This is a genomic window from Marinobacter sp. C2H3, assembly GCF_037080155.1.
Lineage (GTDB): Bacteria > Pseudomonadota > Gammaproteobacteria > Pseudomonadales > Oleiphilaceae > Marinobacter.
Genome location: NZ_JBBBNZ010000001.1, coordinates 600,001 through 625,317, shown reverse-complemented (window position 1 = coordinate 625,317; position 25,317 = coordinate 600,001). Strand labels below are relative to the sequence as shown.

The 25,317-nt window shown below is 64.9% G+C and carries 21 protein-coding genes; 10 read left to right on the top strand and 11 right to left on the bottom strand.

Features of this window, described 5'->3' with window-relative positions:
* Nucleotides 1–36 precede the first annotated feature (36 nt).
* Both V3388_RS02765 and V3388_RS02760 read left to right on the top strand, forming a co-directional pair.
* Nucleotides 37–1,326, top strand: coding sequence for a YeaH/YhbH family protein (locus V3388_RS02765; protein WP_336366455.1), 1,290 nt, complete (start codon nt 37–39; stop codon nt 1,324–1,326).
* Nucleotides 1,323–2,876, top strand: coding sequence for a SpoVR family protein (locus tag V3388_RS02760; RefSeq protein ID WP_336365987.1), 1,554 nt, complete (start codon nt 1,323–1,325; stop codon nt 2,874–2,876). Before V3388_RS02765 ends, V3388_RS02760 begins: the two co-directional genes overlap by 4 nt.
* Before the next feature lie 34 nt (nt 2,877–2,910).
* Here the strand turns inward: V3388_RS02760 and V3388_RS02755 are convergent, their stop codons facing one another.
* Both V3388_RS02755 and V3388_RS02750 read right to left on the bottom strand, forming a co-directional pair.
* Entirely contained in the window at nt 2,911–3,642 is a 732-nt protein-coding gene (locus V3388_RS02755) for an LrgB family protein (RefSeq protein ID WP_336365986.1), read from the bottom strand.
* Complete coding sequence (locus tag V3388_RS02750) at nt 3,635–4,030, bottom strand: CidA/LrgA family protein (protein WP_336365985.1); 396 nt, start codon at nt 4,028–4,030, stop codon at nt 3,635–3,637. The genes V3388_RS02755 and V3388_RS02750 overlap by 8 nt, the downstream gene beginning before the upstream one ends.
* Nucleotides 4,031–4,163: 133 nt before the next feature.
* On the opposite strand from V3388_RS02750, the gene V3388_RS02745 reads away from it, so the two are divergent.
* A complete protein-coding gene (locus V3388_RS02745) occupies nt 4,164–5,711 on the top strand; it encodes a WS/DGAT/MGAT family O-acyltransferase (RefSeq protein ID WP_336365984.1) in 1,548 nt (515 codons plus the stop codon).
* Here V3388_RS02745 and V3388_RS02740 read toward each other — a convergent pair.
* Complete coding sequence (locus tag V3388_RS02740) at nt 5,650–6,279, bottom strand: TetR family transcriptional regulator (RefSeq protein ID WP_336365983.1); 630 nt, start codon at nt 6,277–6,279, stop codon at nt 5,650–5,652. The two genes, V3388_RS02745 and V3388_RS02740, sit on opposite strands and share 62 nt — an antisense overlap.
* Nucleotides 6,280–6,490: 211 nt before the next feature.
* Here V3388_RS02740 and V3388_RS02735 point away from each other — a divergent pair, with 211 nt between their 5' ends.
* On the top strand, nt 6,491–7,603 hold the full coding sequence (locus V3388_RS02735; RefSeq protein ID WP_336365982.1) for a ferredoxin reductase: 1,113 nt from the start codon (nt 6,491–6,493) through the stop codon (nt 7,601–7,603).
* Nucleotides 7,604–7,651: 48 nt separating this feature from the next.
* Nucleotides 7,652–8,746 (top strand): fatty acid desaturase family protein, encoded by a 1,095-nt coding sequence (locus V3388_RS02730; RefSeq protein ID WP_336365981.1) that lies wholly within the window; start codon nt 7,652–7,654, stop codon nt 8,744–8,746.
* Here the strand turns inward: V3388_RS02730 and V3388_RS02725 are convergent.
* Nucleotides 8,734–9,174, bottom strand: a complete 441-nt coding sequence (locus tag V3388_RS02725) for an Rrf2 family transcriptional regulator (protein WP_336365980.1) — start codon at nt 9,172–9,174, stop codon at nt 8,734–8,736. The genes V3388_RS02730 and V3388_RS02725 overlap by 13 nt on opposite strands.
* 220 nt (nt 9,175–9,394) lie before the next feature.
* Here V3388_RS02725 and moaA point away from each other — a divergent pair, with 220 nt between their 5' ends.
* Entirely contained in the window at nt 9,395–10,387 is a 993-nt protein-coding gene (gene moaA / locus V3388_RS02720) for a GTP 3',8-cyclase MoaA (protein ID WP_336365979.1), read from the top strand.
* Nucleotides 10,388–10,484: 97 nt separating this feature from the next.
* Here moaA and V3388_RS02715 read toward each other — a convergent pair whose 3' ends face one another.
* The 5 genes from V3388_RS02715 to V3388_RS02695 all read right to left on the bottom strand — a co-directional run bounded on the left by V3388_RS02715 (nt 10,485) and on the right by V3388_RS02695 (nt 18,252).
* Nucleotides 10,485–11,291 carry a peptidylprolyl isomerase gene (locus V3388_RS02715; RefSeq protein ID WP_336365978.1) on the bottom strand — a complete coding sequence of 269 codons (807 nt, stop codon included), beginning with the start codon at nt 11,289–11,291 and terminating at the stop codon, nt 10,485–10,487.
* Between the two features lie 242 nt (nt 11,292–11,533).
* Nucleotides 11,534–12,211: a respiratory nitrate reductase subunit gamma gene (gene narI, locus V3388_RS02710; RefSeq protein ID WP_336365977.1), complete on the bottom strand. Its 678-nt coding sequence runs from the start codon at nt 12,209–12,211 to the stop codon at nt 11,534–11,536.
* A gap of 20 nt (nt 12,212–12,231) precedes the next feature.
* Nucleotides 12,232–12,945: a nitrate reductase molybdenum cofactor assembly chaperone gene (gene narJ, locus V3388_RS02705; protein ID WP_336365976.1), complete on the bottom strand. Its 714-nt coding sequence runs from the start codon at nt 12,943–12,945 to the stop codon at nt 12,232–12,234.
* Between the two features lie 10 nt (nt 12,946–12,955).
* Nucleotides 12,956–14,515 carry a nitrate reductase subunit beta gene (narH, locus tag V3388_RS02700; protein WP_336365975.1) on the bottom strand — a complete coding sequence of 520 codons (1,560 nt, stop codon included), beginning with the start codon at nt 14,513–14,515 and terminating at the stop codon, nt 12,956–12,958.
* Nucleotides 14,512–18,252 carry a nitrate reductase subunit alpha gene (locus V3388_RS02695; RefSeq protein WP_336365974.1) on the bottom strand — a complete coding sequence of 1,247 codons (3,741 nt, stop codon included), beginning with the start codon at nt 18,250–18,252 and terminating at the stop codon, nt 14,512–14,514. Before V3388_RS02695 ends, narH begins: the two co-directional genes overlap by 4 nt.
* Before the next feature lie 332 nt (nt 18,253–18,584).
* On the opposite strand from V3388_RS02695, the gene V3388_RS02690 reads away from it, so the two are divergent.
* Nucleotides 18,585–20,471 carry an ATP-binding protein gene (locus V3388_RS02690; RefSeq protein WP_336366454.1) on the top strand — a complete coding sequence of 629 codons (1,887 nt, stop codon included), beginning with the start codon at nt 18,585–18,587 and terminating at the stop codon, nt 20,469–20,471.
* A 67-nt stretch (nt 20,472–20,538) separates the two neighbouring features.
* Nucleotides 20,539–21,198, top strand: coding sequence for a two-component system response regulator NarL (gene narL / locus V3388_RS02685; protein WP_336365973.1), 660 nt, complete (start codon nt 20,539–20,541; stop codon nt 21,196–21,198).
* Nucleotides 21,199–21,216: 18 nt separating this feature from the next.
* Here narL and V3388_RS02680 read toward each other — a convergent pair whose 3' ends face one another.
* A complete protein-coding gene (locus V3388_RS02680; RefSeq protein ID WP_336365972.1) occupies nt 21,217–22,245 on the bottom strand; it encodes a tellurite resistance/C4-dicarboxylate transporter family protein in 1,029 nt (342 codons plus the stop codon).
* A gap of 246 nt (nt 22,246–22,491) precedes the next feature.
* On the opposite strand from V3388_RS02680, the gene V3388_RS02675 reads away from it, so the two are divergent.
* Nucleotides 22,492–23,208, top strand: coding sequence for a succinate dehydrogenase iron-sulfur subunit (locus V3388_RS02675; RefSeq protein WP_336365971.1), 717 nt, complete (start codon nt 22,492–22,494; stop codon nt 23,206–23,208).
* 3 nt (nt 23,209–23,211) lie between these two features.
* Here the strand turns inward: V3388_RS02675 and V3388_RS02670 are convergent, their stop codons facing one another.
* A complete protein-coding gene (locus tag V3388_RS02670) occupies nt 23,212–23,589 on the bottom strand; it encodes a DUF488 domain-containing protein (RefSeq protein WP_336365970.1) in 378 nt (125 codons plus the stop codon).
* A 144-nt stretch (nt 23,590–23,733) separates the two neighbouring features.
* Between V3388_RS02670 and V3388_RS02665 the strand changes: the two genes are divergently transcribed.
* The gene (locus V3388_RS02665; protein WP_336365969.1) at nt 23,734–25,266 is read left to right on the top strand and encodes a cryptochrome/photolyase family protein; all 1,533 of its coding nucleotides are present in this window, start codon (nt 23,734–23,736) and stop codon (nt 25,264–25,266) included.
* Nucleotides 25,267–25,317 lie beyond the last annotated feature (51 nt).

Sequence of the window (25,317 nt, the reverse complement as noted above, 5' to 3'; positions counted from 1 at the left end):
CCGTCTGACGGGCGCTGGAGGAGCAGTGGTATGGGCATGACCCACATTGTCGACCGACGACTGAACGGCAAGAACAAGAGCGCGGTGAACCGGGAACGGTTCCTGCGCCGCTACCGGCACCACATCAAGAAGGCGGTGTCCGAAGCGGTGCAGAAACGCTCTATCACCGATGTTGAGCGGGGGGAGAAAGTCAGCATCCCGACCCGGGACATTGACGAACCGGTGTTCCATCACGGCCAGGGCGGGCGCCGGGAGATGGTCCACCCGGGCAACAAGGAATTTGTGGCCGGGGACACCGTCGCCAAGCCCCAGGGCGGCGGTGGCCAGGGCGGCGGCCAGGGCAAGGCCAGCCCGGACGGCGAAGGCATGGACGAGTTCGCCTTCCAGATTACCCAGGAGGAATTCCTGGAATTCCTGTTTGACGACCTGGCCCTGCCCAACCTGGCCCGCAAGAAACTGCGGGATACGGAAGCCTTCAAATACGTGCGGGCGGGGTTCACCAGCCAGGGCGTGCCCGCCAAGCTGGACGTGGTGCGCTCCCTGCGGGGCGCCCATGCGCGCCGGCTGGGCCTGGGCGGCGCCCGCAAGCGCAAGATCCGTGAACTGGAACGGGAGCTGGCGGCCCTGAAGGAGGCCCCGGAAGACCTGGACGCCGCCTTCAGCCACGACGACCAGATCCAGGCGCTGGAGGCGGAAATTGCCCGGCTGAAAGCCAACGTCCGGCGCATTCCGTTCCTGGACGACATCGACCTTCGCTACCGGCAGCACGTCAAGCAGCCCAAACCGGCCACCAGCGCCGTGATGTTCTGCCTGATGGACGTGTCCGGCTCCATGACCCAGATGCACAAGGACATCGCCAAGCGCTTCTTCATCCTGCTCTACCTGTTCCTGAAGAAGAACTACAAGAAGATCGAAGTGGTCTTCATCCGCCACCACACCAGCGCCAAGGAAGTGGATGAGGAGGAGTTCTTTTACAGCCGGGAGACCGGGGGCACCATTGTCTCCAGCGCGCTCAAGCTGATGCAGAAGATCATCGAATCCCGTTATCCGCCCTCGGAGTGGAACATCTACGCCGCCCAGGCCTCCGATGGCGATAACTGGAACGACGACTCCCCGGTGTGCGGCAAGCTGCTGGCCGAGAGCCTGCTGCCCCTGGTGCAGTATTACGCCTATGTGGAAATCACGCCCCAGGACCACCAGATGCTCTGGTACGAGTACGAGAAAATCCTGGAGCGCTTCCCCGAAAGTTTTGCCATGCAGCAGATCGCCGACCCGGGGGAAATCTATCCGGTGTTCCGCCAGCTGTTCGAGAGGAAAGCCGCATGAGCCAGATTGCCGATCATCCCGACACTCAGAACCCGGAGGGCCGCGCCGAGGCGCCCATATCCACCAGCTCGGAGTGGACCTTCGAACTGATCCAGCGGTACGACGAGGAAATCGCCAAGTGTGCCGCCGAGTTCGGGCTGGACACCTACCCCAACCAGGTGGAGGTGATCAGCGCCGAGCAGATGATGGACGCGTACAGCTCCGTCGGTATGCCCGTGGGGTATCACCACTGGTCCTTCGGCAAGCAGTTCCTGAGTACGGCCAAGGGCTACCAGCGGGGCCAGATGGGCCTGGCCTACGAGATTGTCATCAACTCCAATCCCTGCATTGCCTACCTGATGGAGGAGAACACCCTGACCATGCAGGCGCTGGTGATTGCCCACGCCTGCTACGGCCACAACTCGTTCTTCAAGGGTAACTACCTGTTCCGCACCTGGACCGACGCCAGCGCGATCATCGATTACCTGGTGTTCGCGCGGAACTACGTGGCCGAGTGCGAGGAGCGTCACGGGGTGGACGCGGTGGAGGAAATCCTCGATTCCTGCCACGCCCTGATGAACTATGGCGTGGACCGCTACAAGCGGCCGGCGCCCATTTCCGCCACGGAAGAAATCCGCCGGCAGAAGGAGCGTGAAGAGTACCAGCAGCGGCGCATCAACGACCTCTGGCGCACCATTCCCCGGCCGGAGGACGCCGACGATCGGGCGCACCAGAAGAAGCGCTTCCCGGAGGAGCCCCAGGAGAACCTGCTGTACTTCATCGAAAAGAACGCGCCCCTGCTGGAAACCTGGCAGCGGGAGATCATCCGCATCGTGCGCAAGCTCGGCCAGTACTTCTACCCCCAGCGCCAGACCCAGGTGATGAACGAGGGCTGGGCCACCTTCTGGCACTACACCCTGCTGCACCGGATGTACGATAAGGGCCTGGTCAACGACGGCTTCATGCTGGAGTTCCTCCAAAGCCATTCCGCGGTGGTGTACCAGCCGCCGTTCAACAGCCCGTGGTACTCCGGCATCAACCCCTACACCCTGGGTTTTTCCATCTTCACCGACCTGCGCCGCATCTGTGAGAAACCCACCGACGAGGACCGGGCCTGGTTCCCGGACATCGCCGGCTCCAACTGGCTGGAGACGCTGCACTTCGCCATGCGCAACTTCAAGGACGAGAGTTTCATCCAGCAGTTCCTCTCGCCCAAGGTGATGCGAGATCTCAAGCTGTTCGCCATCGAGAACGACGATCAGGAAGACCATTACACCATCACCGCCATCCACGACGACCCGGGCTACCGGCCGCTGCGGGAGAAGCTGGCCCGCCAGTACAACCTCAGCTACCGGGAACCGAACATTCAGGTGTGGAACGTGGACGTGCGTGGCGACCGATCACTGACCCTGCGGCACATTCCGGTGGATCGCGTGCCACTGGGGGAAGATACCGCCGAGGTGATTCGCCACGTGCACCGGCTGTGGGGTTTTGACGTGCACCTGGAAAGCGTGGACGACGGCACCGTGGTGGAGGAATACCACTGCCCGTCGCCGCCGGACGAAGAGTGACGAGGGGCGCCGCCCCGAACCCGGGGTTCGGGGCCTAGAACCACCCCTGCAGCCAGTCCACCATGGGCGGAACGATAACCGCCGTGGCAAACGCGGAGAGGGCCATCGCCAGGCCAGAAAAGGCCCCCATGCGCGGGCTGACCTGGAACGCCCGTGCCGTGCCAATGCCGTGGGCCGCCACGCCCATGGCGATGCCCCGGGCCGTATCGTCCTTCACCCGAAACCAGTCGAACAGCTTGGTGCCCAGCACCGCACCGGTAATGCCGGTAATCACCACCAGCACCGCCGTCAGCGACGGCAGCCCGCCGATTTTCTCGGAAATGCCCATGGCCACCGGCGCGGTGGCGGATTTCGGTGCAAGCGACAGCTGGATCTCCAGGGAGCCGCCGAACAGCCGGGCCAGCCACACGGAGCTACCGGCGGCAATCACCACGCCGCTGAGCAGGGAAAGGGTCACCGGCAGCCACAGCCGCCGCAGCCGGGAGAACTGCTGGTACAACGGCACCGCAAGCGCCACCGTGGCCGGACCCAGAAGAAAGTGCACAAACTGGCCGCCCTCGAAATAGTCGTCGTAGGACGTGCCGGTGAGCATCAGCAGAGCGATCAGCAGCGCCACCGAGGTGACCACCGGGTTCAGCAGCGGGTTGGAATGGCTGCGCAGGTAAAGCCGGTACGCCAGCCCATAGGCCACGAGCGTGATGGTCAGCCCCAGCAGCGGCGTCGCCGACAGGTACACCCAGATGTTCTTCAGGCCGGTCTCAGGCATTCGGGCGCCCTCCCTGTTCGGCGTCGTCCGCCTCGGGGGACCGCACCAGCCACCGGGTGGTGAACTGCATGATCAGCGCCGTCGCCACCAGGGTAATGGCGGTGCTCAACAGCAGCGATAGCGTAATGGGAACCCACTCCGCGGCGATACGGTGGAAATGCACCATCATGCCAACGCCGGCGGGCACAAACAGCAGGGACAGGTGACTGAGCAGGGCACCGGAGGCCTGATCCAGCGCCGCGGGAACCGCCCCACGCACCATCAGCGTGAGAAACAGCATGACCATGCCCAGTACCGGCCCGGGGATGGGCACACCCAGCAGCCTGACGATGATCTCACCCACAAGCTGGTACACCAGGAGCAGGGTAATGCCATTCAGGAACTGCATGAGTGCCTCCGTCTGCTGTTTGGGTCGTTAACAACCCGACACTTTAGCATCCCCATGATCGTGTGGCGGGTCGGTTATCAGTATACTTGTAGGCTCGTTATTAACGTCTTTTATTGGTGGAGTGAATCAAGGAATGAAACGTCTGGGAACACTGGATGCCTCATGGCTGGCAGTGGAATCTGAAGATACCCCGATGCACGTCGGTAACCTGCAGATTTTCTCGCTGCCCGAGGACGCTCCCGAAACCTTTCTGCGCGACATGGTCGAGCGTATGAAAGCCGCCGGCGATGTCGCCGCACCCTGGGGCTACAAGCTCGCCTGGCCGGGCTTTCTGCGCCGGCTGATCGCGCCCTACTGGGTCGAGGATAAAGCCATCGACCTGGACTATCACGTACGCCACTCCGCCCTGCCCCGGCCCGGCGGAGAGCGGGAACTGGGGGTGCTTGTCAGCCGCCTGCACTCCAATCCGCTGGACCTGGCCCGCCCGCTCTGGGAGTGCCACGTGATTGAGGGGCTGGAAAACAACCGGTTTGCCCTGTACACCAAAATGCACCACTGCATGATCGACGGCATCAGCGGCGTCCGCCTCATGCAGCGGGTACTGACCACCGATCCGGACCGCCGACACATGCCGCCGCCCTGGACGGTGCGCCCGGAAAGCCGCCGGGGCAGCAAATCCGACCGGGAGGCCAGCATTCCTGCCGCGCTCTCCCAGGCCATGGACGCCCTCAAACTCCAGGCGGACATGGCGCCGCGCCTGTGGCAGGCGGGCAACCGTCTGGTGCATTCCGTGCGCCACCCGGAAGATGGCCTGACGGCCCCGTTTACCGGCCCCCAGTCCATGCTCAACCACCGGGTCACCGGCCAGCGCCGCCTCGCCACCCAGCATTACCAGCTGGATCGCCTGAAAGCGGTGGCCAAGGCCTCCCAAGGCTCCCTGAACGACGTTGTGCTGTACCTGTGCGGCACCGCCCTGCGCCGGTTTCTGCTGGAACAGGGCGAGCTTCCGGACCAGCCGCTGACTGCCGGCATTCCCGTGAACATCCGGCCGGCGGACGACGAAGGCACCGGCACCCAGATCAGCTTCATGATCGCCTCCCTGGCCACCGACGAGCCCGATCCGCTGAGCCGCCTGCAAAGCATCAAGGCGTCGTCCCGCCGGGCCAAGGAGCATCTGCAGAAACTGCCCAAAAGCGCCCTCAACCAGTACACCATGTTGCTGATGTCGCCGTACATCCTGCAACTGATGTCCGGCATGGGCGGGCGCATGCGGCCGGTGTTCAACGTCACCATCTCCAACGTACCCGGGCCGGAGCACACGCTGTATTACGAGGGCGCGAAGCTGGAAGCCATGTACCCGGTATCGCTGATCGCCCACGGCGGGGCGCTCAATATCACCTGCCTGAGCTACAACGGGTCCCTGAACTTTGGCTTTACCGGCTGCCGGGATACCCTGCCGAGTATGCAGAAGCTGGCAGTCTACACCGGGGAAGCGCTGGACGAGTTGGAGCAACTGGTGGTGGCGCCCGTTCGAAAGGGCAACGGCGCCAGTGTGGGTGAGGCCCCCGGGAGCCTGGACAAACCCAGCGCCCGCCGCCGTTCCACGAAGGCCCCCAAGCCTAAGCCTCCGGTCGCTGCCAGTGGGCGGCGCCCACGAAAATCATCTGCAAAAAACCGGTAGTGCGCTGGCGCACCTGGCCGATCTGGTAGTCGTCATCCGGAGCGATGCTAAGCAGGTCGGTCAGGCTGAACGCCACGGTGCGCACCACAAGATCACAGGTCAGGTCCAGGTCGCCGTCGTTCAGGTGATCCACCAGCCGCAGCCGGCGCAGATCGTTGGCCAGCTCGCTGGCAAAGAAGCGCATTTCGCCTCGGATACCGTCCTGGACCGCCCGGCTCTCCCCGGCCAACCCCTGCGCCATGAACAGAAAGAAACTGCGGTTGGCCTGGGCGTGGGCGGTGAAGATCCCCACGGACTCCTCGATCAACTTATCCGCCTGCAGCACGTTGGCCCGGGCTTCCCGCATCATGCGCCGGAGCACCAGGCCCAGCTCGTCCACCAGTTGTAGACCCAGGTCGTCCATGTTCCGGAAGTGCCGGTAGAACGACGTGGGCACCACCCCCGCCTGCCGGGTCACCTCCCGTATGCCCAGGCTGGCAAAGTGCCGGCCCTTGCCCACCAGTTCCAAGGCGGCGCCCATGAGTTTTTCCCGGGTCTCGCCCGGCCTGCGCCGTTGTCGCTCCGCCATCTCTGCCCTGCCTTGCTGTGTTCGCGGGAAACAAGTGTACACAGAAGCCGGGTGACCTGTCCCGCCGCCTTGTCATATTGCGCCAGTCCACCGGGGCCGATTGCCGACGCAACACTCCGTGTGTACAGTCGTACACATTAGTGAACAGTTGTACACAAGGGCAGCAAGATTTCTCCTTTTCCACGCTGCCAACCGTCACGGAGACCACGACATGCTGTCACAACAGACACCTCGCCGAGCCCTGCACTGGCTCGGCCAACAACTGGCCAATCAGTCACAACCGGCCGCGTGGCTGGACCCGCTGCTGGCCAGCATCAACCCCCTGTGGGTACAAGCGTACACACCCGCCCGGCTTGAGCAGATCATTGACGAGACCCACGATACCCGCACCTTCGTGCTGCGACCGGCACGCCGATGGGCGGGCTTCCGGGCTGGCCAGCACGTCACCCTGGGCGTGGACATTGACGGCACGCGCCACCAGCGCACCTTCAGCCTGTCCAGCACCCCGGAGCGCTGGGCCCGCGAAGGCCGCGTCACCCTGACCATCAAACGCCTGCCCGGCGGCCGGGTCACCAACTGGCTGCACGACCAGGCCCGGCCCGGCCAGCTGCTGGCCCTGGGTGACGCCTTCGGCGATTTCCTGCTGCCGAACGCGTCCAGGCCCCTGTTGTACATCGCCGGCGGCAGCGGCATTACCCCCATCCTGAGCCAGCTCGCCACCCTGGCGGCGCGGCCGGCGACCGAGCGGCCCCGGGCCACCCTGCTGTATTTTGTTCGCAGCCGGGAGGATGTGATTGCCCACCAGGCCCTGGACGCCATCGCGCAGCAGTTGCCGCAGCTGACCCTGACGATCATCGCCACCGACACCGGCGGCGAGCCCCGGTTCCTGCGGGGCGAGGACCTGGACACGGTTCCGGGCCTGGCCAACCGGGAGGTCTACCTGTGCGGCCCTAAAGGGCTGATGGACCTGGCCAACCAGCAGCTGGATGACCGTAAGGTCCCCGCCGGCCAGCGTCACAGCACCTTCTTTTCAGCGCCGGCCCCGGCGACCCTGGACGCCAGCGATCTGGGGGGAGACGTAACTTTCGGCCGGTCCGACACCCGGGTAAGCACCGAGGGCGACGCCACCCTGCTGGAGATTGCCGAAGCCGCCGGCCTGTCGCCGCGCCACGGCTGCCGCATGGGCATCTGCCACCAGTGCAGTTGCCGCAAGACCGAGGGCACGGTGGTGAACCGCCTCACCGGCGAGGTCTCCAGCCCGGGCGAAGACACCATCCAATTGTGCATTTCCGTCCCCCGTGGCCCCGTCACGGTGGACGTCTGACCCAACGAACGCATTGACGCGGCGACCGATCGCCGCAAGGAGTACGCCATGAAGGCACTGAACGAGACCCAACTGAACGACCTGGCCCGGGATCTGGACGCCATCCGCGACCAGGTGCTGGCCGACCGCGGCGAGCGGGACGCCCGCTACATCCGCCGCATCGTGCGCCTGCATCGCACCCTGGAAGTGGGGGGCCGGGTGATGATGCCCTTCGGCTTCCTGCCGCCGGTATTCGTCGCCGCCACCGCGTCCCTGGGCATCGCCAAGATCCTGGAGAACATGGAGATTGGCCACAACGTCATGCACGGCCAGTACGACTGGATGAATGACCCCTCCCTGCACTCCCAGACCTACGAATGGGATACCGCCTGTTCGAGCGATTCCTGGCGCCGCACCCACAACTACGAGCACCACACCTACACCAACATCATCGGTAAGGACCGGGATTACGGCTACGCGGTGCTCCGGCTGAGCGATGACGTGCGCTGGCGCCCCTGGCACACGTTGCAGTTCATCAACTACGTGCTGTTGACGGTCCTGTTCCAGTGGGGGGTGGGCCTGCACGAACTGGAAACCGAGAAGCTGCATCGGCGCGAGATTCGCCTGCGCGACAAGCTGCCGTTCCTGCGGGAAGCGGCCCGGAAAGGCGGCCGCCAGGCGTTCAAGGACTACGTGTTCTTTCCGTTGCTGACCTTCCCTGTGGCACCCATTGTGTTCGCCGGCAACCTGGGGGCGAACCTGATCCGCAACCTGTGGTCATCCACGATCATTTTCTGCGGACACTTCACCCAGGATGCGGAAACCTTTACCGAGGAAGAGTGTGAGGGGGAAAGCAAAGGCCACTGGTATCTTCGCCAGCTGTCCGGCTCATCCAACTTTACCGGTGGGCGCTGGCTGCACATTCTGAGCGGGCACCTGAGCTATCAGATTGAGCACCACGTGTTCCCGGACCTGCCGGCCCATCGGTACCCGGAGATTGCCCCGCAGGTGGAGGCGGTGTGCCGTAAGTACGGCATTCACTACAACACCGGCACGTTCTCCCGCCAGTACGGCACCGTGGTCAAGCGCATCCTGCGCTACTCTCTCCCGGACCGGCTGCGGGCGACGCTGGAACGGCGATCGAACCTGCCTCAGGCGATCTGAAGCAGGCGCAGCAGCTGCGGCCGATGGTTATCCTGGATAACGTCGGCCAGCGTGTATTTTTCCAACGTGCCAAGGAAGGCCGCCAGCGCTTCGCCGAGCATGGCGCGCAGGCCACACACCGGGGTAATGGCACAGGCTTCCTTGGAGGTGAAGCACTCCACCAGGCTCAGGTCCTGCTCGGTTTCCCGCACCAGGATGCCAATGTTGATATCCTCCGGCGCCATCTGCAGCCGCATGCCGCCCTTCTTGCCCCGGATCGTCTCGATGTAGCCCTTCTTGTTGAGCTGGTGCACCACCTTCATCAGATGGTTTTTGGAAATGTCGTAGCTGTCTGCAATTTCCTGAATGGTGGCCAGACGATCGTCTTCCTGGACGGCCAGGTAAATCAGCACGCGCAGGGAAAAGTCTGTGTAACGGGTGATGTGCATTCAGAACTCCGGTTTGATGAACGCCGCCGCACGGGCGCGATGGAGAACATACGTGTAAAAAACAGGTCTGGTTCTGTCTCCCGCCGCTTGTTGCACCAAGGTCGTAATACTCACCGGGGGGTATCGGATTCACCGATCCAATCTGCAATACTGACCCTATGAGTACTGACGCCTCTGGCGTCTGACTGCTGATCCCTGGCAACCGACTGGAACACCGCCGATGGCCTCAAACAGACTCACCGACCGGTTCGGTCGCACCGTCGATTACGTGCGCCTGTCCGTGACCGATCGCTGTGATTTTCGCTGCGTGTACTGCATGGCGGAGGACATGACGTTCCTGCCCCGCCAGCAGGTACTGACCCTTGAGGAAATCGCCCGCCTCGCCCGCAATTTCGTGGCGCTGGGCACCCGCAAGATTCGCCTGACCGGGGGCGAACCGCTGGTTCGGCGGGATATCCTCTCGCTGGTCCGGGAGATTGGCGGGCTGGGCCTTCGGGACTTCGCCATGACCACCAACGGCAGCCAACTGCCCGCCCTGGCCGACGATCTGCGCAAAGCCGGGCTCAAGCGATTGAACATCAGCCTCGATTCCCTGGACCCGGAACGCTTTCGCACCCTCACCCGCACCGGCCGCTTGCAACAGGTGCTGGACGGCATCGACGCCGCTCGGGAAGCGGGTTTCGAGGGTATCAAGCTGAACGCGGTGGTGATGAAAGGCCGCAACGACGATGAGATTCCGGGGCTGGTGAACTTCGCCCGGCAAAAAGGCGTGGACATCACCTTTATCGAGGAGATGCCCCTGGGGGAGATTTCCGAGCACGACCGGGGCCTTGCCCTGTGCACCAGCGACGAAGTGCGGCAGATTCTGAGCCGGCACTATGACCTGGTGGCCACCACCGAGGATTCCGGCGGGCCCGCCCGCTATTACCGGATGCCGGACAGCGACACCCGGGTGGGCTTTATATCGCCCCATTCCCACAACTTCTGCTCGACCTGCAACCGGGTTCGGGTCACTGTGGAGGGCCGGCTGCTGCTGTGCCTGGGCAACGAGCACTCCATGGACCTGCGGCGGGTGCTGCGGGCCAACCCCACCTCGGACGAGCCGCTGCGGGAAGCGATTACCCAGGCCATGGACCTGAAGCCGGAGCGGCACCATTTCTCCAGCAACGGCGACGTGCAGATCCTGCGCTTCATGAACATGACCGGCGGCTGAAACCCGTCGCTTACCGCTGCCCCGCGAGGTGTTCTGCCCGCGGGAATGCGGCCTGCCGGGATGTCGCCGACGCCGGTCATAGGACCGGCGGCACGGGTTACTGCATCAGCGGCGAATCCGGCAGCTCCAGATCCACCCCCGTCACGCCGGCTTCCGCCGCCAGCACCTGCAGGTACTGGCGCAGGGCCCGCCGGGTCACGCTTTCCCTCAGGTAGTGCCGGATACCCTCGCACACGTGGCCGAACGGCAGGCGCTCGCCCTCAATGCGCTGGTCCACGCGCACCAGGTGCCAGCCGTAGCGGCTTTCTACCAGCTGCGGGTGCAGGCCCTCCGGCAGCGCCAGCACCGGCCGCTCGAATTCCGGTACCGTCTGGCCCCGACTGATCTGCCCGAGGCTGCCACCCTGGTGCCGGGAGTCACAGGCGGAATGAGATCGGGCGGCGGCTTCGAACGTCAGCCCGCCGGCAGCAATCTGCGCCAGCAACGCGCGCCCCGCGTCCTGCTGACGCAGCCGCTCTTCCGGGTCGTCCGGGGCCGCCGCCAGCAGGATGTGGCTCACCGCCAGTAACGTTGGGCTGCGAAACCGGTCCGGGTTGGCCTGGTACACCCGCCGTACGTCCTCGTCCGTGGGTTCCGGCACCCGCAGCTCCTGCTCCAGCACCCGGGCGATCCGGGCTTCCTCGTCGCTCTCTGCCGCCAGCGCCAGGCGCTCCGCCTGGTCTAGCAACAACGCCCGTATCACCAAGCTGCGCGCCGCCTGCGCCCGCGCCTGCTCCAGGCCCTCCGCCGGGTGATGGGGCATCTCCCGGGCAATGTCCTCTTCTGGAATCACCCGGTTTCCTACGCTAACCGCCGCAAACGCCGGCGCGGCGCCATCCACATGACCAACCGGAATTCTCTGCATAACCGCCACCTCCGTTCTTAAAGGTGGGGTCAGATGAACGCTTTCATCTGACCCCCGCCATACCCGCCAAACCCGAGCCAACCTCCGGGGTCAGATGAACGCTTTCATCTGACCCCCGCCATACCCGCCAAGCCCGAGCCAACCTCCGGGGTCAGATGAACGCTTTCATCTGACCCCGGCCATACCCGCCAAGCCCGAGCCAACCCCCGGGGTCAGATGAAGGTTTTCATCTGACCCCTGCTTTACGCCCGGCGCCGGACAATCTGATAGTTCCGGCCGATGTACTCCAGCGGCGCGCTGAGCATGTGCACCAACCGAGTGAACGGAAACAGCACGAAAATGGTCAGGCCGAGCACGATGTGGATCTTGTAGATCCAGCCCACGTTCACCAGATGGGCGGCGGCGTCACCCTGGAAGGTGAAGATGCCCTGGGCCCATGCCGCCAACTCCAGCATGTTGCCGCCGTCCAGGTGGTGGAGGGTCGGCGGAATGGTGGCCAGGCCGAGGGCCACCTGCACCACCAGCACGGTGATGATCAGGTCATCCGCCACGCTGCTGCTGGCCCGCACCCTCGGATCGGTAAAGCGGCGCCAGGCCAGCATGCTGCCGCCGATCAGCGTCATCACCCCGGCGATGCCGCCCACCACGATCGCCAGCACCTGCTTCTGGCCGGCGGTGATCAGCCATTGGTAAGCCCAGTGGGGCGTGAGCAGGCCCACCAGGTGGCCAAACAGGATCACCAGAACGCCGATGTGGAACATCACCGAGGCGAACACAAACCGGCGCTTGCGCAGCATCTGGCTGGACTGGGCCCGCCAGGTGAACTGGCCGTGGTCGTACCGGGCCCAGGTGCCCACCACCAGGATGGTCAGGGCCAGGTAGGGATAAATGCCAAACAACAGGGTGTTGAGATAGTCCATTGCCATTTCCTCCAGTGGGCTCAGGCGGGCTGGCCCGGGTCGTTCAGGTGCAGTACCTGTACCTGGTCCAGTTCCCGGCGACGCTGGCCCACCATCTCGCCCTGGCCGCAGGAACTGCCCTGGTCGTCCACAAATTTCACCATTTCCTCTTCCCAGACCTTGTCCAGGGCCTCCGGCGTGTCGTCCCGGGCCTCGGCGGCCACGAGTTTTGCAAGGGCCTGGCGGTCGGCGTTCCGGCCAGACAGCGCCAGCAGGGCGTCCATCACCACGTGGTAATGGCTCTGGCGCTGATACAAACGTTCCCCGAGCAGCCCGAGGATGTGGTGGATATCCTCCAGCCAGGGGCGGATCTCGTCCCAGGGCCGGGTGGAGAGGTACTCCAGGAACAACGGCAGATAATCCGGCAGTTCCCGGGCGTCAATGTCCAGCCCATTGCGCCGGTAGGTGTCCATCAGGTCCACCATGGCCTGGCCCCGGTCCCGGGATTCGCCGTGCACGTGTTCGAACAACAGCAGGGACGTGGCCCGGCCCCGATCGAACAACCCCACGTAGGCCTCTTGCAGGTCCATCACGTCAACGGCGCACAGCCGGTCCAGGGTTTCCAGAAGCTGCTCCTTATGGCGCCGTGGCAGCCGGCTGTCTTCCAGCACCACCGCCACCAGATCGTCCCGGGCCGCCTGAAGCTCGGTAGTGGGGTATTCCAGCATGCGCGCCAGTACGGTCATCAGTTGCATGGGCGGGTCCTCATTCCTGCAGTTGTTTCGGATCGACCTGGCGCACGGTGGCCAGCTTCTCCACCATGGTGGTGGTCTGCTTGCGCCCGCCAAACAGGCTGAAGTCGCTGTCGCCGCCCTGGCAGCCGTTGCCGAAGGTGAACCCGCAGCCGCCCCGCTCCGGGAAGGCCTCCCGGGCCAGTTCCCGGTGGCTGGTGGGAATCACAAAGCGGTCCTCGTAGTTGGCAATGGCCAGGTAGCGGTACATCTCCTCGGCCTGGGCCCGGCTCAGCCCGGCTTTCTCAAGCGCCCGCAGATCGTCCCGCCCCTCAACGGTCTGGGCCCGCTTGTACACCCGCATGGCCATGATCCGCTTGAGCGCCCGGATGACCGGTTTCTCGTCACCGGCGGTGAGGAGGTTGGCCAGGTACTTCACCGGGATGCGCAGGCTCTCGATTTTCGGCAGCACGCCGTCGAACTCGATCTTGCCGGCCTCGGCGGCGGACTGGATCGGGCTCAGGGGCGGCACGTACCACACCATCGGCAGGGTCCGGTACTCCGGGTGCAGGGGCAGCGCCAGTTGCCAGTCCACGGCCATCTTGTAGACCGGGCTCTGCTGGGCCGCTTCAATCACGTTCATGGGCACACCATCCCGGCGGGCCTGCTCGATCACTGCGGGATCGAACGGGTCCAGGAAGATCTCCAACTGCTTCTGGTACAGGTCCTGCTCGCTCGCGGTGCTGGCCACTTCCTCGATGCGGTCGGCGTCGTACAGGAGCACGCCGAGGTAGCGGATGCGTCCCACGCAGGTTTCCGAGCACACGGTGGGCTGGCCGGCTTCGATGCGCGGGTAGCAGAAGATGCACTTCTCGGATTTGCCGGTCTTCCAGTTGTAGTAGATCTTTTTGTAGGGGCAGCCGGACACGCACATGCGCCAGCCCCGGCATTTGTCCTGGTCGATCAGCACAATGCCGTCTTCCTCGCGCTTGTAGATGGCGCCGCTGGGGCAGCTGGCCACGCAGGCGGGGTTCAGGCAGTGTTCGCACAGGCGCGGCAGGTACATCATGAAGGTGTTTTCGAACTGCCCGTAGATGTCCGCCTGCACCTGGTCGAAGTTCCTGTCCTTGCGGCGCTTGGCAAACTCGGTGCCGAGGATTTCCTCCCAGTTGGGGCCCCATTCGATTTTTTTCATGCGCTCGCCGGAGATCAGCGAGCGGGGCCGGGCAATGGGCTGGTGCTGGCTGTCCGGGGCGGTGTGCAGGTGCTGGTAGTCAAAATCGAACGGCTCGTAGTAGTCGTCGATTTCCGGCAGGTCCGGGTTGGCAAAAATGTTGGCCAGCACCCGGAAGCGCCCGCCAATGCGCGGGCGGATGCGGCCGTTGCTGTCCCGCAGCCAGCCGCCTTTCCACTTATCCTGGTTCTCCCACTCCTTGGGGTAGCCGATACCGGGCTTGGTCTCGACGTTGTTGAACCAGGCGTATTCCATGCCTTCCCGGCTGGTCCAGACGTTCTTGCAGGTCACCGAGCAGGTGTGGCACCCGATGCATTTGTCCAGATTCAGCACCATGCCGACTTGGGAACGGATTTTCATTGCACGGCCTCCTGCACGTCGTCGTTGCCTTCACCATCGAGCCAGTCGACCCGCTTCATCTTGCGCACCACCACGAACTCGTCCCGGTTGGCGCCCACGGTGCCGTAGTAGTTGAAGCCATAGGCATACTGGGCGTAGCCGCCAATCATGTGGGTGGGCTTGGGGCACACCCGGGTGACTGAGTTGTGGATGCCTCCACGGGTGCCGGTGATTTCCGAACCGGGGATATTCACCAGCCGCTCCTGGGCGTGGTACATCATCACCATGCCGGGCATCACCCGCTGGCTGACCACCGCCCGGGCGGCAATGGCGCCGTTGACGTTGAACAGTTCGATCCAGTCGTTGTCCTCGATGCCCAGTTCCCCCGCGTCGGTTTCACTCAGCCAGACAATCGGCCCGCCCCGGGACAGGGTCTGCATCAGCAGGTTGTCGCTGTAGGTGCTGTGGATGCCCCATTTTTGGTGCGGCGTAATCCAGTTCAGCGCCTTTTCCGGGTTGCCGTTGGGCTTGGCCCCGAGCATGGGGGCCGCCGTTTTGGTGTTGATGGGCGGGCGGTACACCAGCAGGCTTTCGCCGAAGGCGCGCATCCACTCGTGGTCCTGGTAGAACTGCTGGCGGCCGGTGAGGGTGCGCCAGGGAATCAGCTCATGCACGTTGGTGTAACCCGCGTTGTAGGACACGTGTTCGTCTTCCAGACCCGACCAGGTGGGGCTGGAGATGATCTTCCGGGGCTGCGCCACGATGTCCCGGAAGCGGATTTTCTCGTCTTCCTTGTTGGTGGCCAGATGGGTGTGGTCCAGCCCGGTGAACTCAGAGAGCGCGGCCCAGGCTTTCACCGCCACCTGGCCGTTGGTCTCCGGCGCGAGGGTGAGGATGACCTCCGCAGCGTCGATGGCCGTTTCAATTTTCGGCCGGCCGGCGTTGGCGCCCTCGGCGTGGCGGCGGTTGAGCTTGCCAAGCAGCTCGATTTCCTTGTGGGTTTCCCAATTGATGCCCTTGCCGCCGTTGCCCAGGCTGTCCAGCAGCGGGCCCAGGGAGGTAAAGCGGGCGTAGGTGTTGGGGTAGTCCCGCTCCACAGTAACGATCGACGGCGCGGTTTTGCCCGGCACCAGCTCGCACTCGCCTTTCTTCCAGTCCCGCACCCCCAGGGCCTGGCCCAGCTCCGCCGGGGCATCGTGCAGCAGCGGCACGGTCACCACGTCCTGTTCGATGCCCAGGTGGCCGCTGGCGGCGTGGGAGAAGCTGCGGGCAATGCCCTTGTAGATCTCCCAGTCGCTGCGGGCTTCCCAGGCCGGGTCGGTGGCGGCGGTGAGCGGGTGGATGAACGGGTGCATGTCGGAGGTGTTCAGGTCGTCCTTCTCGTACCAGGTGGCCGTTGGAAGCACGATGTCCGAGTACAGGCAGGTGGTGGACATGCGGAAATCCAGGGTCACCAGCAGATCGAGCTTGCCTTCCGGGGCCGGCTCGTGCCACACCACTTCTTCCGGCTTGGCCTTACCCTGGGCGCCCAGGTCCTTGCCCTGCAGGCCGTTCTTGGTACCCAGCAGATACTTGAGCATGTACTCATGGCCCTTGCCGGACGACCCCAGCAGGTTGGAGCGCCAGATGAACAGGTTGCGGGGATGGTTCTCCCGGGCCTCCGGGTCCTCGCTGGCGAAACGCAGGGACCCGTCCTTGAGAGCGCCGGTGACGTAATCCGGCACGCTCAGGCCGGCGCGACGAGCCTCGTCGGCAATGGTCAGCGGGTTGCGGTTGAGCTGCGGGGCCGACGGAAGCCAACCCATCCGCTCGGCCCGCACGTTGAAGTCAATCAGGCTGCCGCCGTAACGCTTGGGGTCCGCCAGCGGCGACAGCAGCTCGCTGACGCCGAGTTTTTCGTAGCGCCACTGGCCGGAATGCGCATAGAAGAACGAGGTGCCGTTCATCTGTCTGGGCGGGCGCTGCCAGTCCAGCCCGAACGCCAGCGGCTGCCAGCCGGTCTGCGGACGCAGTTTTTCCTGGCCCACGTAGTGGCACCAGCCGCCACCGCTCTGGCCAACGCAACCGCACAGGATCAGCATGTTGATCAGGCTGCGGTAGTTCATGTCCATGTGGTACCAGTGGTTCATGCCGGCACCGACAATCACCATGGAGCGGCCCCGGGTCTTGTCGGCGTTGTCAGCAAATTCCCGGGCAATACGGATCACCTTCTCGGCGGGCACGCCGGTGATCTTTTCCTGCCAGGCCGGAGTGTAGGGCCGCACCTGATCGTAGCCGGTGGCGCCATCGTCCTCGCCCAGGCCCCGGCTGATGCCGTAGTTGGCCACCATCAGGTCAAACACGGTGACCACCCGGGCCTCCGAGCCATCCGTCAGGCGCACCTTACGCACGCCCAGGTAATGCTCCAGAACGTCCTTGACGGTGACGTGGGGGAAGTGGTCGTGGGCCACGCCGCCGAAGTACGGGAAGGCCACCTTCATCACCTCATCGTGGTGCTCTACCAACGACAGCCGCAGTTGAACCTCCCGCTCGCCGGCGGTCTGCTTGAGGTTCCACTTACCCTTCTGGCCCCAGCGGTAGCCGATGGAGCCATTGGGCGCGGTCAGCTCATCGGTGTGTTCGTCGATGGCCACGGTTTTCCAGTCCGGGTTGTTGGTCTCGCCCAGGCCGTCCACCAGGTCACTGGCCCGCAGGAAGCGGCCCGGCACCAGGCGGCCGTCCTTCTCCTCCAGCATCACCAGGTACGGCATGTCGGTGTAGCGGCGCACGTAATCGGTAAAGTAGGTGCTCGGCTTGTCCACGTGAAACTCCCTGAGAATCACGTGGCCCATGGCCATGCCCAGGGCCGCGTCGGTGCCCTGTTTGGGGTTCAGCCACTCGTCGGAAAGCTTCGAGACCTCGGCGTAGTCCGGGGTGATGGCAACGGTCTTGGTGCCCTTGTAGCGCACTTCGGTAAAAAAGTGGGCGTCCGGGGTACGGGTCTGGGGCACGTTGGAGCCCCAGGCGATGATGTAGCCGGAGTTGTACCAGTCGGCGGATTCGGGCACGTCCGTCTGCTCGCCCCAGGTCTGCGGTGACGACGGCGGCAGGTCGCAATACCAGTCGTAGAAGCTCAGGCAGACCCCTCCGATCAGCGACAGGTAACGGGCGCCCGAGGCGTAGGACACCATGGACATGGCCGGAATCGGCGAGAACCCGACGATGCGGTCCGGGCCAACGGTCTTGGCGGTGTACACGTTGGCGGCGCCGATCAGCTCGTTAACCTCATCCCAGGTCGAACGCACGAAACCACCCAGACCACGCCGGGGCTTGTACTGGGCGGTCTTGGCCGGGTCTTCCACAATGGAGGCCCAGGCGTCCACCGGGTCATCGTGCCGGGCCCGGGCCTCGCGCCAGAGCTTCAGCAGGTGGGTGCGCATCAGCGGATACTTCAGGCGGTTCGCCGAGTACAGATACCAGGAATAGCTGGCGCCCCGGGGACAACCACGGGGTTCGTGGTTGGGGAGGTCCGGCCGGGTGCGGGGGTAATCGGTCTGCTGGGTTTCCCAGGTAACCAGGCCGTTCTTGACGTAGATTTTCCAGCTGCAGGAGCCGGTGCAGTTCACCCCGTGGGTCGAGCGTACGATCTTGTCGTGCTGCCAGCGCTGCCGGTAACCGTCTTCCCAGTCGCGGTTGACGTCGTGGGTCTCACCGTGGCCGTTGGCGAACGGCTCCCGGGTTTTCCGGAAGTAGTTCAGCTTGTCGATCAAATGGCTCATTGCGTGTCTCCGGATCGGATGCCAGTGACCGCCATTGTGAGAGCCCCGAACGCACAAATCTGCGGGGTTACTCCCACAGACCCACCCCCTACCCCCCTGGAGGTAACCCGTTCCGGGCAAAGGCGCATCTCATCGTCCGCTTTTGCCAGCATGCCGGACAGGCACTATGATGGTGGGGCATGACCGGGATCAGGCACGATCATCGGCCGGGCGCAACGAAACCATCTCGCAGCCACCCTGACGAACCCTCGCAGCACGGCCGCAGCACCATTGCAAACCCCGGAGCGAAGACGGATATGGACACGTCGGTCAACACACGCACCCCCCTTGATATGGGCGCCCACACCGCCAGCGACCAGCCGGCCCGGACACCCCCCCACCGGCAGTCACTGGTGTTCCGCCTGGCTCTGGTGGTCGGCGCCATTGCCCTGGCGGCGGTGGTCAGCCTGGCGGTCACCCTGGCCATGTCCCGCAGCCTGGAGGGCAACGCCACCGCCATCAACCAGGCAGGGGCGCTGCGCATGGGCCTTTACCGGCTGTTGGCCCAGGCCAGCGAGACGACCGCCGGGGATACGGGCGCGGCCACCCTGAACACCCGGATTGATCAGTACAGCCAGCAACTGCAAGGCCCGGCGCTGCGGGCCCGGTTCGAGGGTCTTAGCCGGGCCGACGCCTACACCACCCTGATCTCCACCTGGCAGTCCGGGCTGGAACCGGCCCTGCGCCGGCACACCCCGGGCACTCCGTTGCCACAGGCCCTCACCGCAGGGGCCGACCGGTTCGTGACACAGGTGGACGGGCTGGTGAGCGCCCTGGAACAGCGCACCGAGCAGCAGGTCCGGCGCTTGCACCTGCTACAGACCGTGTGCCTGGTTCTGGCCGTTATCAGCCTGCTGGCACTCACCGTTGGCGTGAAGCGGCGGGTTCTGCGGCCACTGCGAACCCTGGTCGGCATTGCCCGGGCGGTCTCGGAGGGGGACTTTTCCCGGCGCGCCGGCCTGCGGGGTGCCGACGAGCTGGCAGAACTGGGCGGCGCCATGGATCAGATGAGTGGCGAACTGGCGCTGACCTACCAGGATCTTGAAGCCCGGGTGCGCCACAAGACCGAGGAGCTGGAAAAGAGCCGGCAAGCCCTGGAACTGCTGCATTCGGCCAGCCGCAACCTGTTTGCCAACCACGACCTGTGCCGGGGCGCGGTGCCCATGCTGCAGCAGCTGGAGCGCCTGCTGGGCATCGGCCCCATCCACCTGTACCTGCACGACCGCCACTTCTCCGAGCCGGTCCAGGCCGTGACCACCGCCAGCCGCGAACGCCCGTTCTACTGCCGGGACCACAACTGCAACGCCTGCTTGACGGCCACCCAGCACCCGACCGAGGCGGTGCAGGGCGCTGCCCACGACGGCCACCGGCTGCTGCTGCCCATCCGCACCCCGGGCGCCCTGCTGGGTACCCTGGAAGTCTGGTATCCGGCGGACCGCCCGTTGTCCCACGGCGAACGGCGCCTGCTGGAAACCCTGAGCGACCAACTGGCCACCGCCCTGTTCCTGGAGCGGCAGATTACCGAGGAACAGCAGTTGACCCTGGCGGAGGAGCGCACGGTGATTGCCCGTGAATTGCACGACTCCCTGGCCCAGTCGCTGTCGTACCTGAAGATGCAGGTGGCCCGCCTGCGCCGGCTGGACCTGGACAGCCCGCAAAAACCGGCCCACGACGACATTCTGAATGAACTGAGCACCGGTCTGAACAGCGCCTACCGTCAACTGCGGGAATTGCTGGCCACGTTCCGGCTCAAGCTGGACACGCCGGATCTGGCCACCGCCCTGGGCAAGACCATTGACGAATTTTCCGAACGCCACGGGCGGCCCATTCCCCTGCACTACAACCTGCCACCCCACACCCTGTCGCCAAACGAGGAAATCCACACCCTGCAAATCGTGCGGGAGGCCCTGGCCAACGCGGTCAAGCACGCCGAGGCGACGGACATCGACGTGGAGGTGCGGTTTGATTCACCGCAGGTACGGGTGCGGGTTCGGGACAACGGCCGCGGCCTGCCGGACAGCGGCCAGCCGATGGATCACTACGGGCTGATCATTATGCAGGATCGCGCCCGCACCCTTGGCGGAGAGATCCGGGTGGAGAACCGCGATCACGGCGGCGTCCACGTCGATCTCGCGTTCGTGCCCAAGGCCCGGAACCTGATCCCGGCGACGCCCAACTGACCGCAGAACGCCGGGCATTCAACGTTTATCACAGACACGGGCCACGCCCCGTAGAACAGGAGCCACCATGGCAGAGACCCCCGCCACGCTGATGCTGATTGACGACCACCCGCTGCTGCGCCGGGGCATCCGGCAACTGGTGGAACTGGAGGACGACCTCGACATCGTCGGCGAGGCCAGTACCGGCCGCGAAGGGCTCCGACTGGCCGCCGAGCTGGACCCGGATCTGATTCTCATGGACCTGAACATGCCGGAGATGGACGGCCTGGAAACCCTGAAGGCCCTGCGGGACCAGCACAGCGCCGCCCGCATCGTAATGTTCACCGTCTCCGACCATGAGCAGGACGTGGTGGCCGCCCTGCGCGCCGGCGCCGACGGCTATCTGCTCAAAGATATGGAGCCGGAGGACATGGTCCGCCAGCTGCGACAGGCCGCCACCGGCAAGCTGGTGATCAGCGAACGGCTGACCACCCTGCTGGCCGAAGCGCTGCGGGCCAGCCGCACCAGCCCCGCCCAGCGCCCGGATTTTCACACCCTGACGCCCCGGGAGAAAGACATCCTGCGCCTGATCGCCGAAGGCCTGTCCAACAAGATGATCGGCCGGCGGCTGGACATCAGCGACGGCACGGTGAAGGTCCACGTCAAGCACCTGCTGAAAAAACTGAACCTGCGCTCGCGGGTGGAAGTGGCGGTGTGGGCGGTGGAGGAAGGCCTGCACCGCCACTGACGGGCCCTGGCCCGGGTATCAGCCCGCCGGCGGCGCCGAGGCCCGCAACCCCCTCAGCACATGCCGCCCAAGGCCCACGCTGGCCAGCAGCCAGCCGGCCCAGGCCACCCAAAGGGTGATCTGGGGAATCACCATCAGGAACGGCGTGTCCAGCGCGTCAATCAACCGCAGCGTACCGGTGGTGTACATGGCGATGGGAAACACCATGCTCCATACCTGTGGTTCGTAGTGAAACCGGTGCCGCTGGATCAGGTGGCGCCAGAGCGTCAGCCCCGCCAGCAATGGTATCCACCAGCTCGCCACCGCCCAGAAGAACAGGGTAAAGCCGCGAAGGAACGGCAGGAAATCCGCCAGCAGCGAACCCTGCTCGCCCCGGACAATCAGGATCGATCCCGCCAGGGTGGTGATCGCCACCGCCCCCATGTTGATCCAGTAGGGCGGGCTCAGCGCGGCGGCGTTCAGGGGCAGGAACGACAGCCGGTAGAAGATCAGGGTGATGATCGACAGGTACAGCATGCAGCCGACCATGAACATGCACAGGGCGAAGAAGAGGCGCAGGTCCTCCGGGCCGCTCCAGGGCACCAGCGCGGTCAGGATCGCCACCGACTGGGTGCTCACCGCCGCCAGCAGCCAGGCGCCATTGAGGCCGGCATCCAGGGACGGCTTGTCCCGGTGGGTGGTCACGGACAAAAAGAACAGGTACATCACCAGCGCCCACAGCACCACCCCCAGCCACCAGAACACCGCCGCCACGAAGGGCTGATCCAGCAGGATCTGGCACTGCGCCCCTAGAATGCAGGTGCCCGCCACCAGCGTGAAAAAGCCCGGGCCCCGGGCGTGATCAATCAGATCCGCCAGCACCTGGCGGGGAAACCGGAGCACCCGGATCACCGTCAGCAGGCACAGCACCCCGTAGGCCAGACCGTTTGCCGCCAGCAGAGCCAGCGCCGCGATGCGATACCCCAGCAGGCCCGAGGCAATGGACGTGGCACCGGTGGCCATCACCACCGCGAAATAGCCGGGGAACAGGCCTTGGGCGGCGGCCATAATCGGGCCGAGGGGGCTGCGAGCGCCAGGGTCGTTGGGAGAAACGTGTTTTTCGGGGGGCGTCTGGGTCATGTCCGGAACAGCGTTCGAGGTCTGGGACACCGCAGTGTACCGACATCGCGCCGGCCTGACCGGCCAGCCCACCCCGCGCGGGTTGACTCAGATCATCTCTGATCGGCAGACAGCCGTTACATTGTCTAGGGTTTAAACATCCATATTGAATGGTGGTTCACCGGGAGGTTACCCATGGGCGCCGACTTTACCGTCCGGCTGCTGCGCTACAACCCGAAACAGGACAATGCCCCCTACCCCGAGGACGTCACCGTCAGCGGCGAGTTCCGGAACCGCATGGTGCTGGATGTGCTGGAGCACCTGAAAACCCGCGACCCAACCCTGAGCTTCCGGCGCTCCTGCCGGGAGGGTGTGTGCGGCTCCGATGGCCTCAGCATGAACGGCCGCAACGGCTTGGGCTGCATCACCCGGGTCTCGGACATACTCGGCTCCGGCCACCGGCTGGAGATCCGCCCCCTGCCTGGGATGCCCATTATCCGGGATCTGGTGGTGGACCAGTCCCTGTTCTTTCGCCAGTACGCCCGGGTACAGCCCTGGCTGATCAACCGCGAGCGGGCCCCGGCCATCGAGCGCCTGCAAAGCCCGGAGGACCGGGCCAAGCTCGACGGCCTCTACGAGTGCATCCTATGCGCCTGCTGCACCTCGGCCTGCCCGTCCTGGTGGTGGAACCCGGAGAAGTACATCGGGCCGTCCGGCCTGCTGCAGGCCTACCGGTTCCTGTCCGATTCCCGGGACGATGGCGTTGAGGAGCGGCTGGCGGCCCTGGAAGACCCCTTTAGCGTGTTCCGCTGCCGCGGGATCGGCAACTGCACCGCCTATTGCCCCAAGGGCCTGAACCCAATGAAGGCCATCGGGCACATCAAGACGATGCTGTTCAAACGGCGGCTGTAGACCTTAAACCTCGCCGCCGGGCAGCTCGTCGTCCTGCAGAAACTGCCTCAGCGCCACCGCGTTGTTGTGCTCCGTATCCCGGGCGGCGAACACCAGGGTCAGCCGGCGATGCTCGTGCAACAGGGCCCGCAGCGCGTCCAGATCAGCCCGGGCCGCCTCGCCGTGAAGCTCCTGCCGGTAACGTTCCCGGAACGCCAGCCACTTATCCGGATCGTGCCCGAACCACTGGCGCAGCTCCGTGGACGGCGCCAGCCCCTTGAGCCAGTGGGCAATGTCCGCGTCCGCCTTGGCCACGCCCCGGGGCCAGATCCGGTCCACCAGGATCCGGGGGCCGTCGGACCGAGCCGGGGCGTCGTAGGCGCGCTTGAGTCGAATGTCCATGGGCGGTGCTCCTTTGGCGCAACGTTTCCCCGAGGGTACGCCTGCGTGCCCGGGCCTTCAAAACCTCCGGGCTGAACCGCCCCGGCGGCGCCGGCGTATTCACGGCAAAGCCCATCTCTGACTCCCCATCACAGGCGTTTACCCATGGCCAACCTCATCCTGATCCTCGGCGACCAGCTCACCGACACCCTCTCCGCCCTGGAGGACGCGGACCGCCAGCGGGATCGGGTCGTGATGGCGGAAGTCCACGACGAGGCCAGCTACACCAACCACCACAAAAAGAAGCTGGTGCTGCTGTTCAGCGCCATGCGCCACTTCGCCCGGCGGCTGGAGGCCGACGGCTGGACCGTGCACTACCAGCGCTATCACCCGGACAACCCGCACCAGAGCCTGGAGGCCGTCCTTGCCGACCAGCTCGCCGCCACCGGTGCCGACATGATCATCACCACCGAATGCGGCGAATGGCGCCTGCACGAGCAGATCAGCCAGTGGCACGAGCGGCTGGGGGTGCCCGTGGAGATCTGCCCGGACACCCGATTCATCGCCCGCAAGGACGAGTTCGCCGACTGGGCCAAGGGCAAGAAACAGCTGCGCATGGAGTTCTTTTACCGGGAGATGCGCAAGAAAACCGGCCTGCTGATGACCGCCGACGGCACCCCCGAGGGCGGCCAGTGGAACTTTGATGCGGACAACCGCAAGAAATGGACCGGCAAGCCCCCGGCACCGGCGCCGTTCCGGGTGGAACCGGACGAGGTTACCCGGGAGGTGATCGCGCTGGTGGACGAGCACTTTGGCGACCATTTCGGCACCACCGAGGATTTTCATTTCGCGGTCACGGCGGACGACGCCCAGGCCGCCCTGGTGCACTTCATCGACTACGCCCTGCCCTGCTTCGGCGATTACCAGGACGCCATCTCCGATACCGAAGACTGGCTGTTCCACTCGATTCTCTCGCCCTACATCAACTGCGGCCTGCTGGACCCGCTGGCGGTGTGCGAGGCCGCCGCCCAGGCCTGGTATTCCGGCCGGGCGCCGATCAACGCGGTGGAGGGGTTCATCCGGCAGATTCTGGGCTGGCGGGAGTTCGTGCGGGGCATCTACTGGCTGCTGATGCCCGGCTATGCCAAGGAGAACCGGCTGGGCAATACCCGGGATCTACCCTGGTTCTACTGGACCGGGGACACTCGGATGCGCTGCATGCACAAGGCCATCGACGCCACCCGCCGCAACGCCTACGCCCACCACATCCAGCGGCTGATGGTCACCGGCAACTTTGCTCTGCTCGCCGGCGTTCGCCCGGAGGCCATTTGCGACTGGTACCTGGCGGTCTACGCAGACGCCTACGACTGGGTAGAACTGCCCAACGTGCTGGGCATGGTAATGCACGCGGACGGCGGCTATCTGGGCTCCAAGCCCTACGCGGCCAGCGGCAAGTATATCCAGCGCATGTCCGATCACTGCGCCGGTTGCCACTACAACGTGAGCGAAGCTACCGGCGAGAAGGCCTGCCCGTTCAACTCGCTTTACTGGCATTTTATCGATCGACATCGGGCCGATTTTGCGAAAAATCCCCGCATGACCATGATGTACCGCAACTGGGACCGGCAGTCCGCGGACAAGCGGGAAGGCCTGATCCGACACGCCGAACACCTGCTGGAACGGCTTGAGCAGCTCTAGCAAAGCCTGATAACCTGCACCGTACACCTTACTTACAGGGACGATGCGATC

Coding starts and splice junctions, on each gene's coding strand:
- V3388_RS02690 (WP_336366454.1), top strand. CDS start 18,585: ATGGGCGCCCACACCGCCAGCGACCAGCCGGCCCGGACACCCCCCCAC.
- V3388_RS02675 (WP_336365971.1), top strand. CDS start 22,492: ATGGGCGCCGACTTTACCGTCCGGCTGCTGCGCTACAACCCGAAACAG.
- V3388_RS02745 (WP_336365984.1), top strand. CDS start 4,164: ATGAAACGTCTGGGAACACTGGATGCCTCATGGCTGGCAGTGGAATCT.
- moaA (WP_336365979.1), top strand. CDS start 9,395: ATGGCCTCAAACAGACTCACCGACCGGTTCGGTCGCACCGTCGATTAC.
- narJ (WP_336365976.1), bottom strand. CDS start 12,945: ATGCAACTGATGACCGTACTGGCGCGCATGCTGGAATACCCCACTACC.
- narL (WP_336365973.1), top strand. CDS start 20,539: ATGGCAGAGACCCCCGCCACGCTGATGCTGATTGACGACCACCCGCTG.
- narI (WP_336365977.1), bottom strand. CDS start 12,211: ATGGACTATCTCAACACCCTGTTGTTTGGCATTTATCCCTACCTGGCC.
- V3388_RS02755 (WP_336365986.1), bottom strand. CDS start 3,642: ATGCCTGAGACCGGCCTGAAGAACATCTGGGTGTACCTGTCGGCGACG.
- V3388_RS02730 (WP_336365981.1), top strand. CDS start 7,652: ATGAAGGCACTGAACGAGACCCAACTGAACGACCTGGCCCGGGATCTG.
- V3388_RS02670 (WP_336365970.1), bottom strand. CDS start 23,589: ATGGACATTCGACTCAAGCGCGCCTACGACGCCCCGGCTCGGTCCGAC.
- V3388_RS02725 (WP_336365980.1), bottom strand. CDS start 9,174: ATGCACATCACCCGTTACACAGACTTTTCCCTGCGCGTGCTGATTTAC.
- V3388_RS02680 (WP_336365972.1), bottom strand. CDS start 22,245: ATGGCCGCCGCCCAAGGCCTGTTCCCCGGCTATTTCGCGGTGGTGATG.
- V3388_RS02735 (WP_336365982.1), top strand. CDS start 6,491: ATGCTGTCACAACAGACACCTCGCCGAGCCCTGCACTGGCTCGGCCAA.
- V3388_RS02765 (WP_336366455.1), top strand. CDS start 37: ATGACCCACATTGTCGACCGACGACTGAACGGCAAGAACAAGAGCGCG.
- V3388_RS02750 (WP_336365985.1), bottom strand. CDS start 4,030: ATGCAGTTCCTGAATGGCATTACCCTGCTCCTGGTGTACCAGCTTGTG.
- narH (WP_336365975.1), bottom strand. CDS start 14,515: ATGAAAATCCGTTCCCAAGTCGGCATGGTGCTGAATCTGGACAAATGC.
- V3388_RS02760 (WP_336365987.1), top strand. CDS start 1,323: ATGAGCCAGATTGCCGATCATCCCGACACTCAGAACCCGGAGGGCCGC.
- V3388_RS02665 (WP_336365969.1), top strand. CDS start 23,734: ATGGCCAACCTCATCCTGATCCTCGGCGACCAGCTCACCGACACCCTC.
- V3388_RS02695 (WP_336365974.1), bottom strand. CDS start 18,252: ATGAGCCATTTGATCGACAAGCTGAACTACTTCCGGAAAACCCGGGAG.
- V3388_RS02715 (WP_336365978.1), bottom strand. CDS start 11,291: ATGCAGAGAATTCCGGTTGGTCATGTGGATGGCGCCGCGCCGGCGTTT.
- V3388_RS02740 (WP_336365983.1), bottom strand. CDS start 6,279: ATGGCGGAGCGACAACGGCGCAGGCCGGGCGAGACCCGGGAAAAACTC.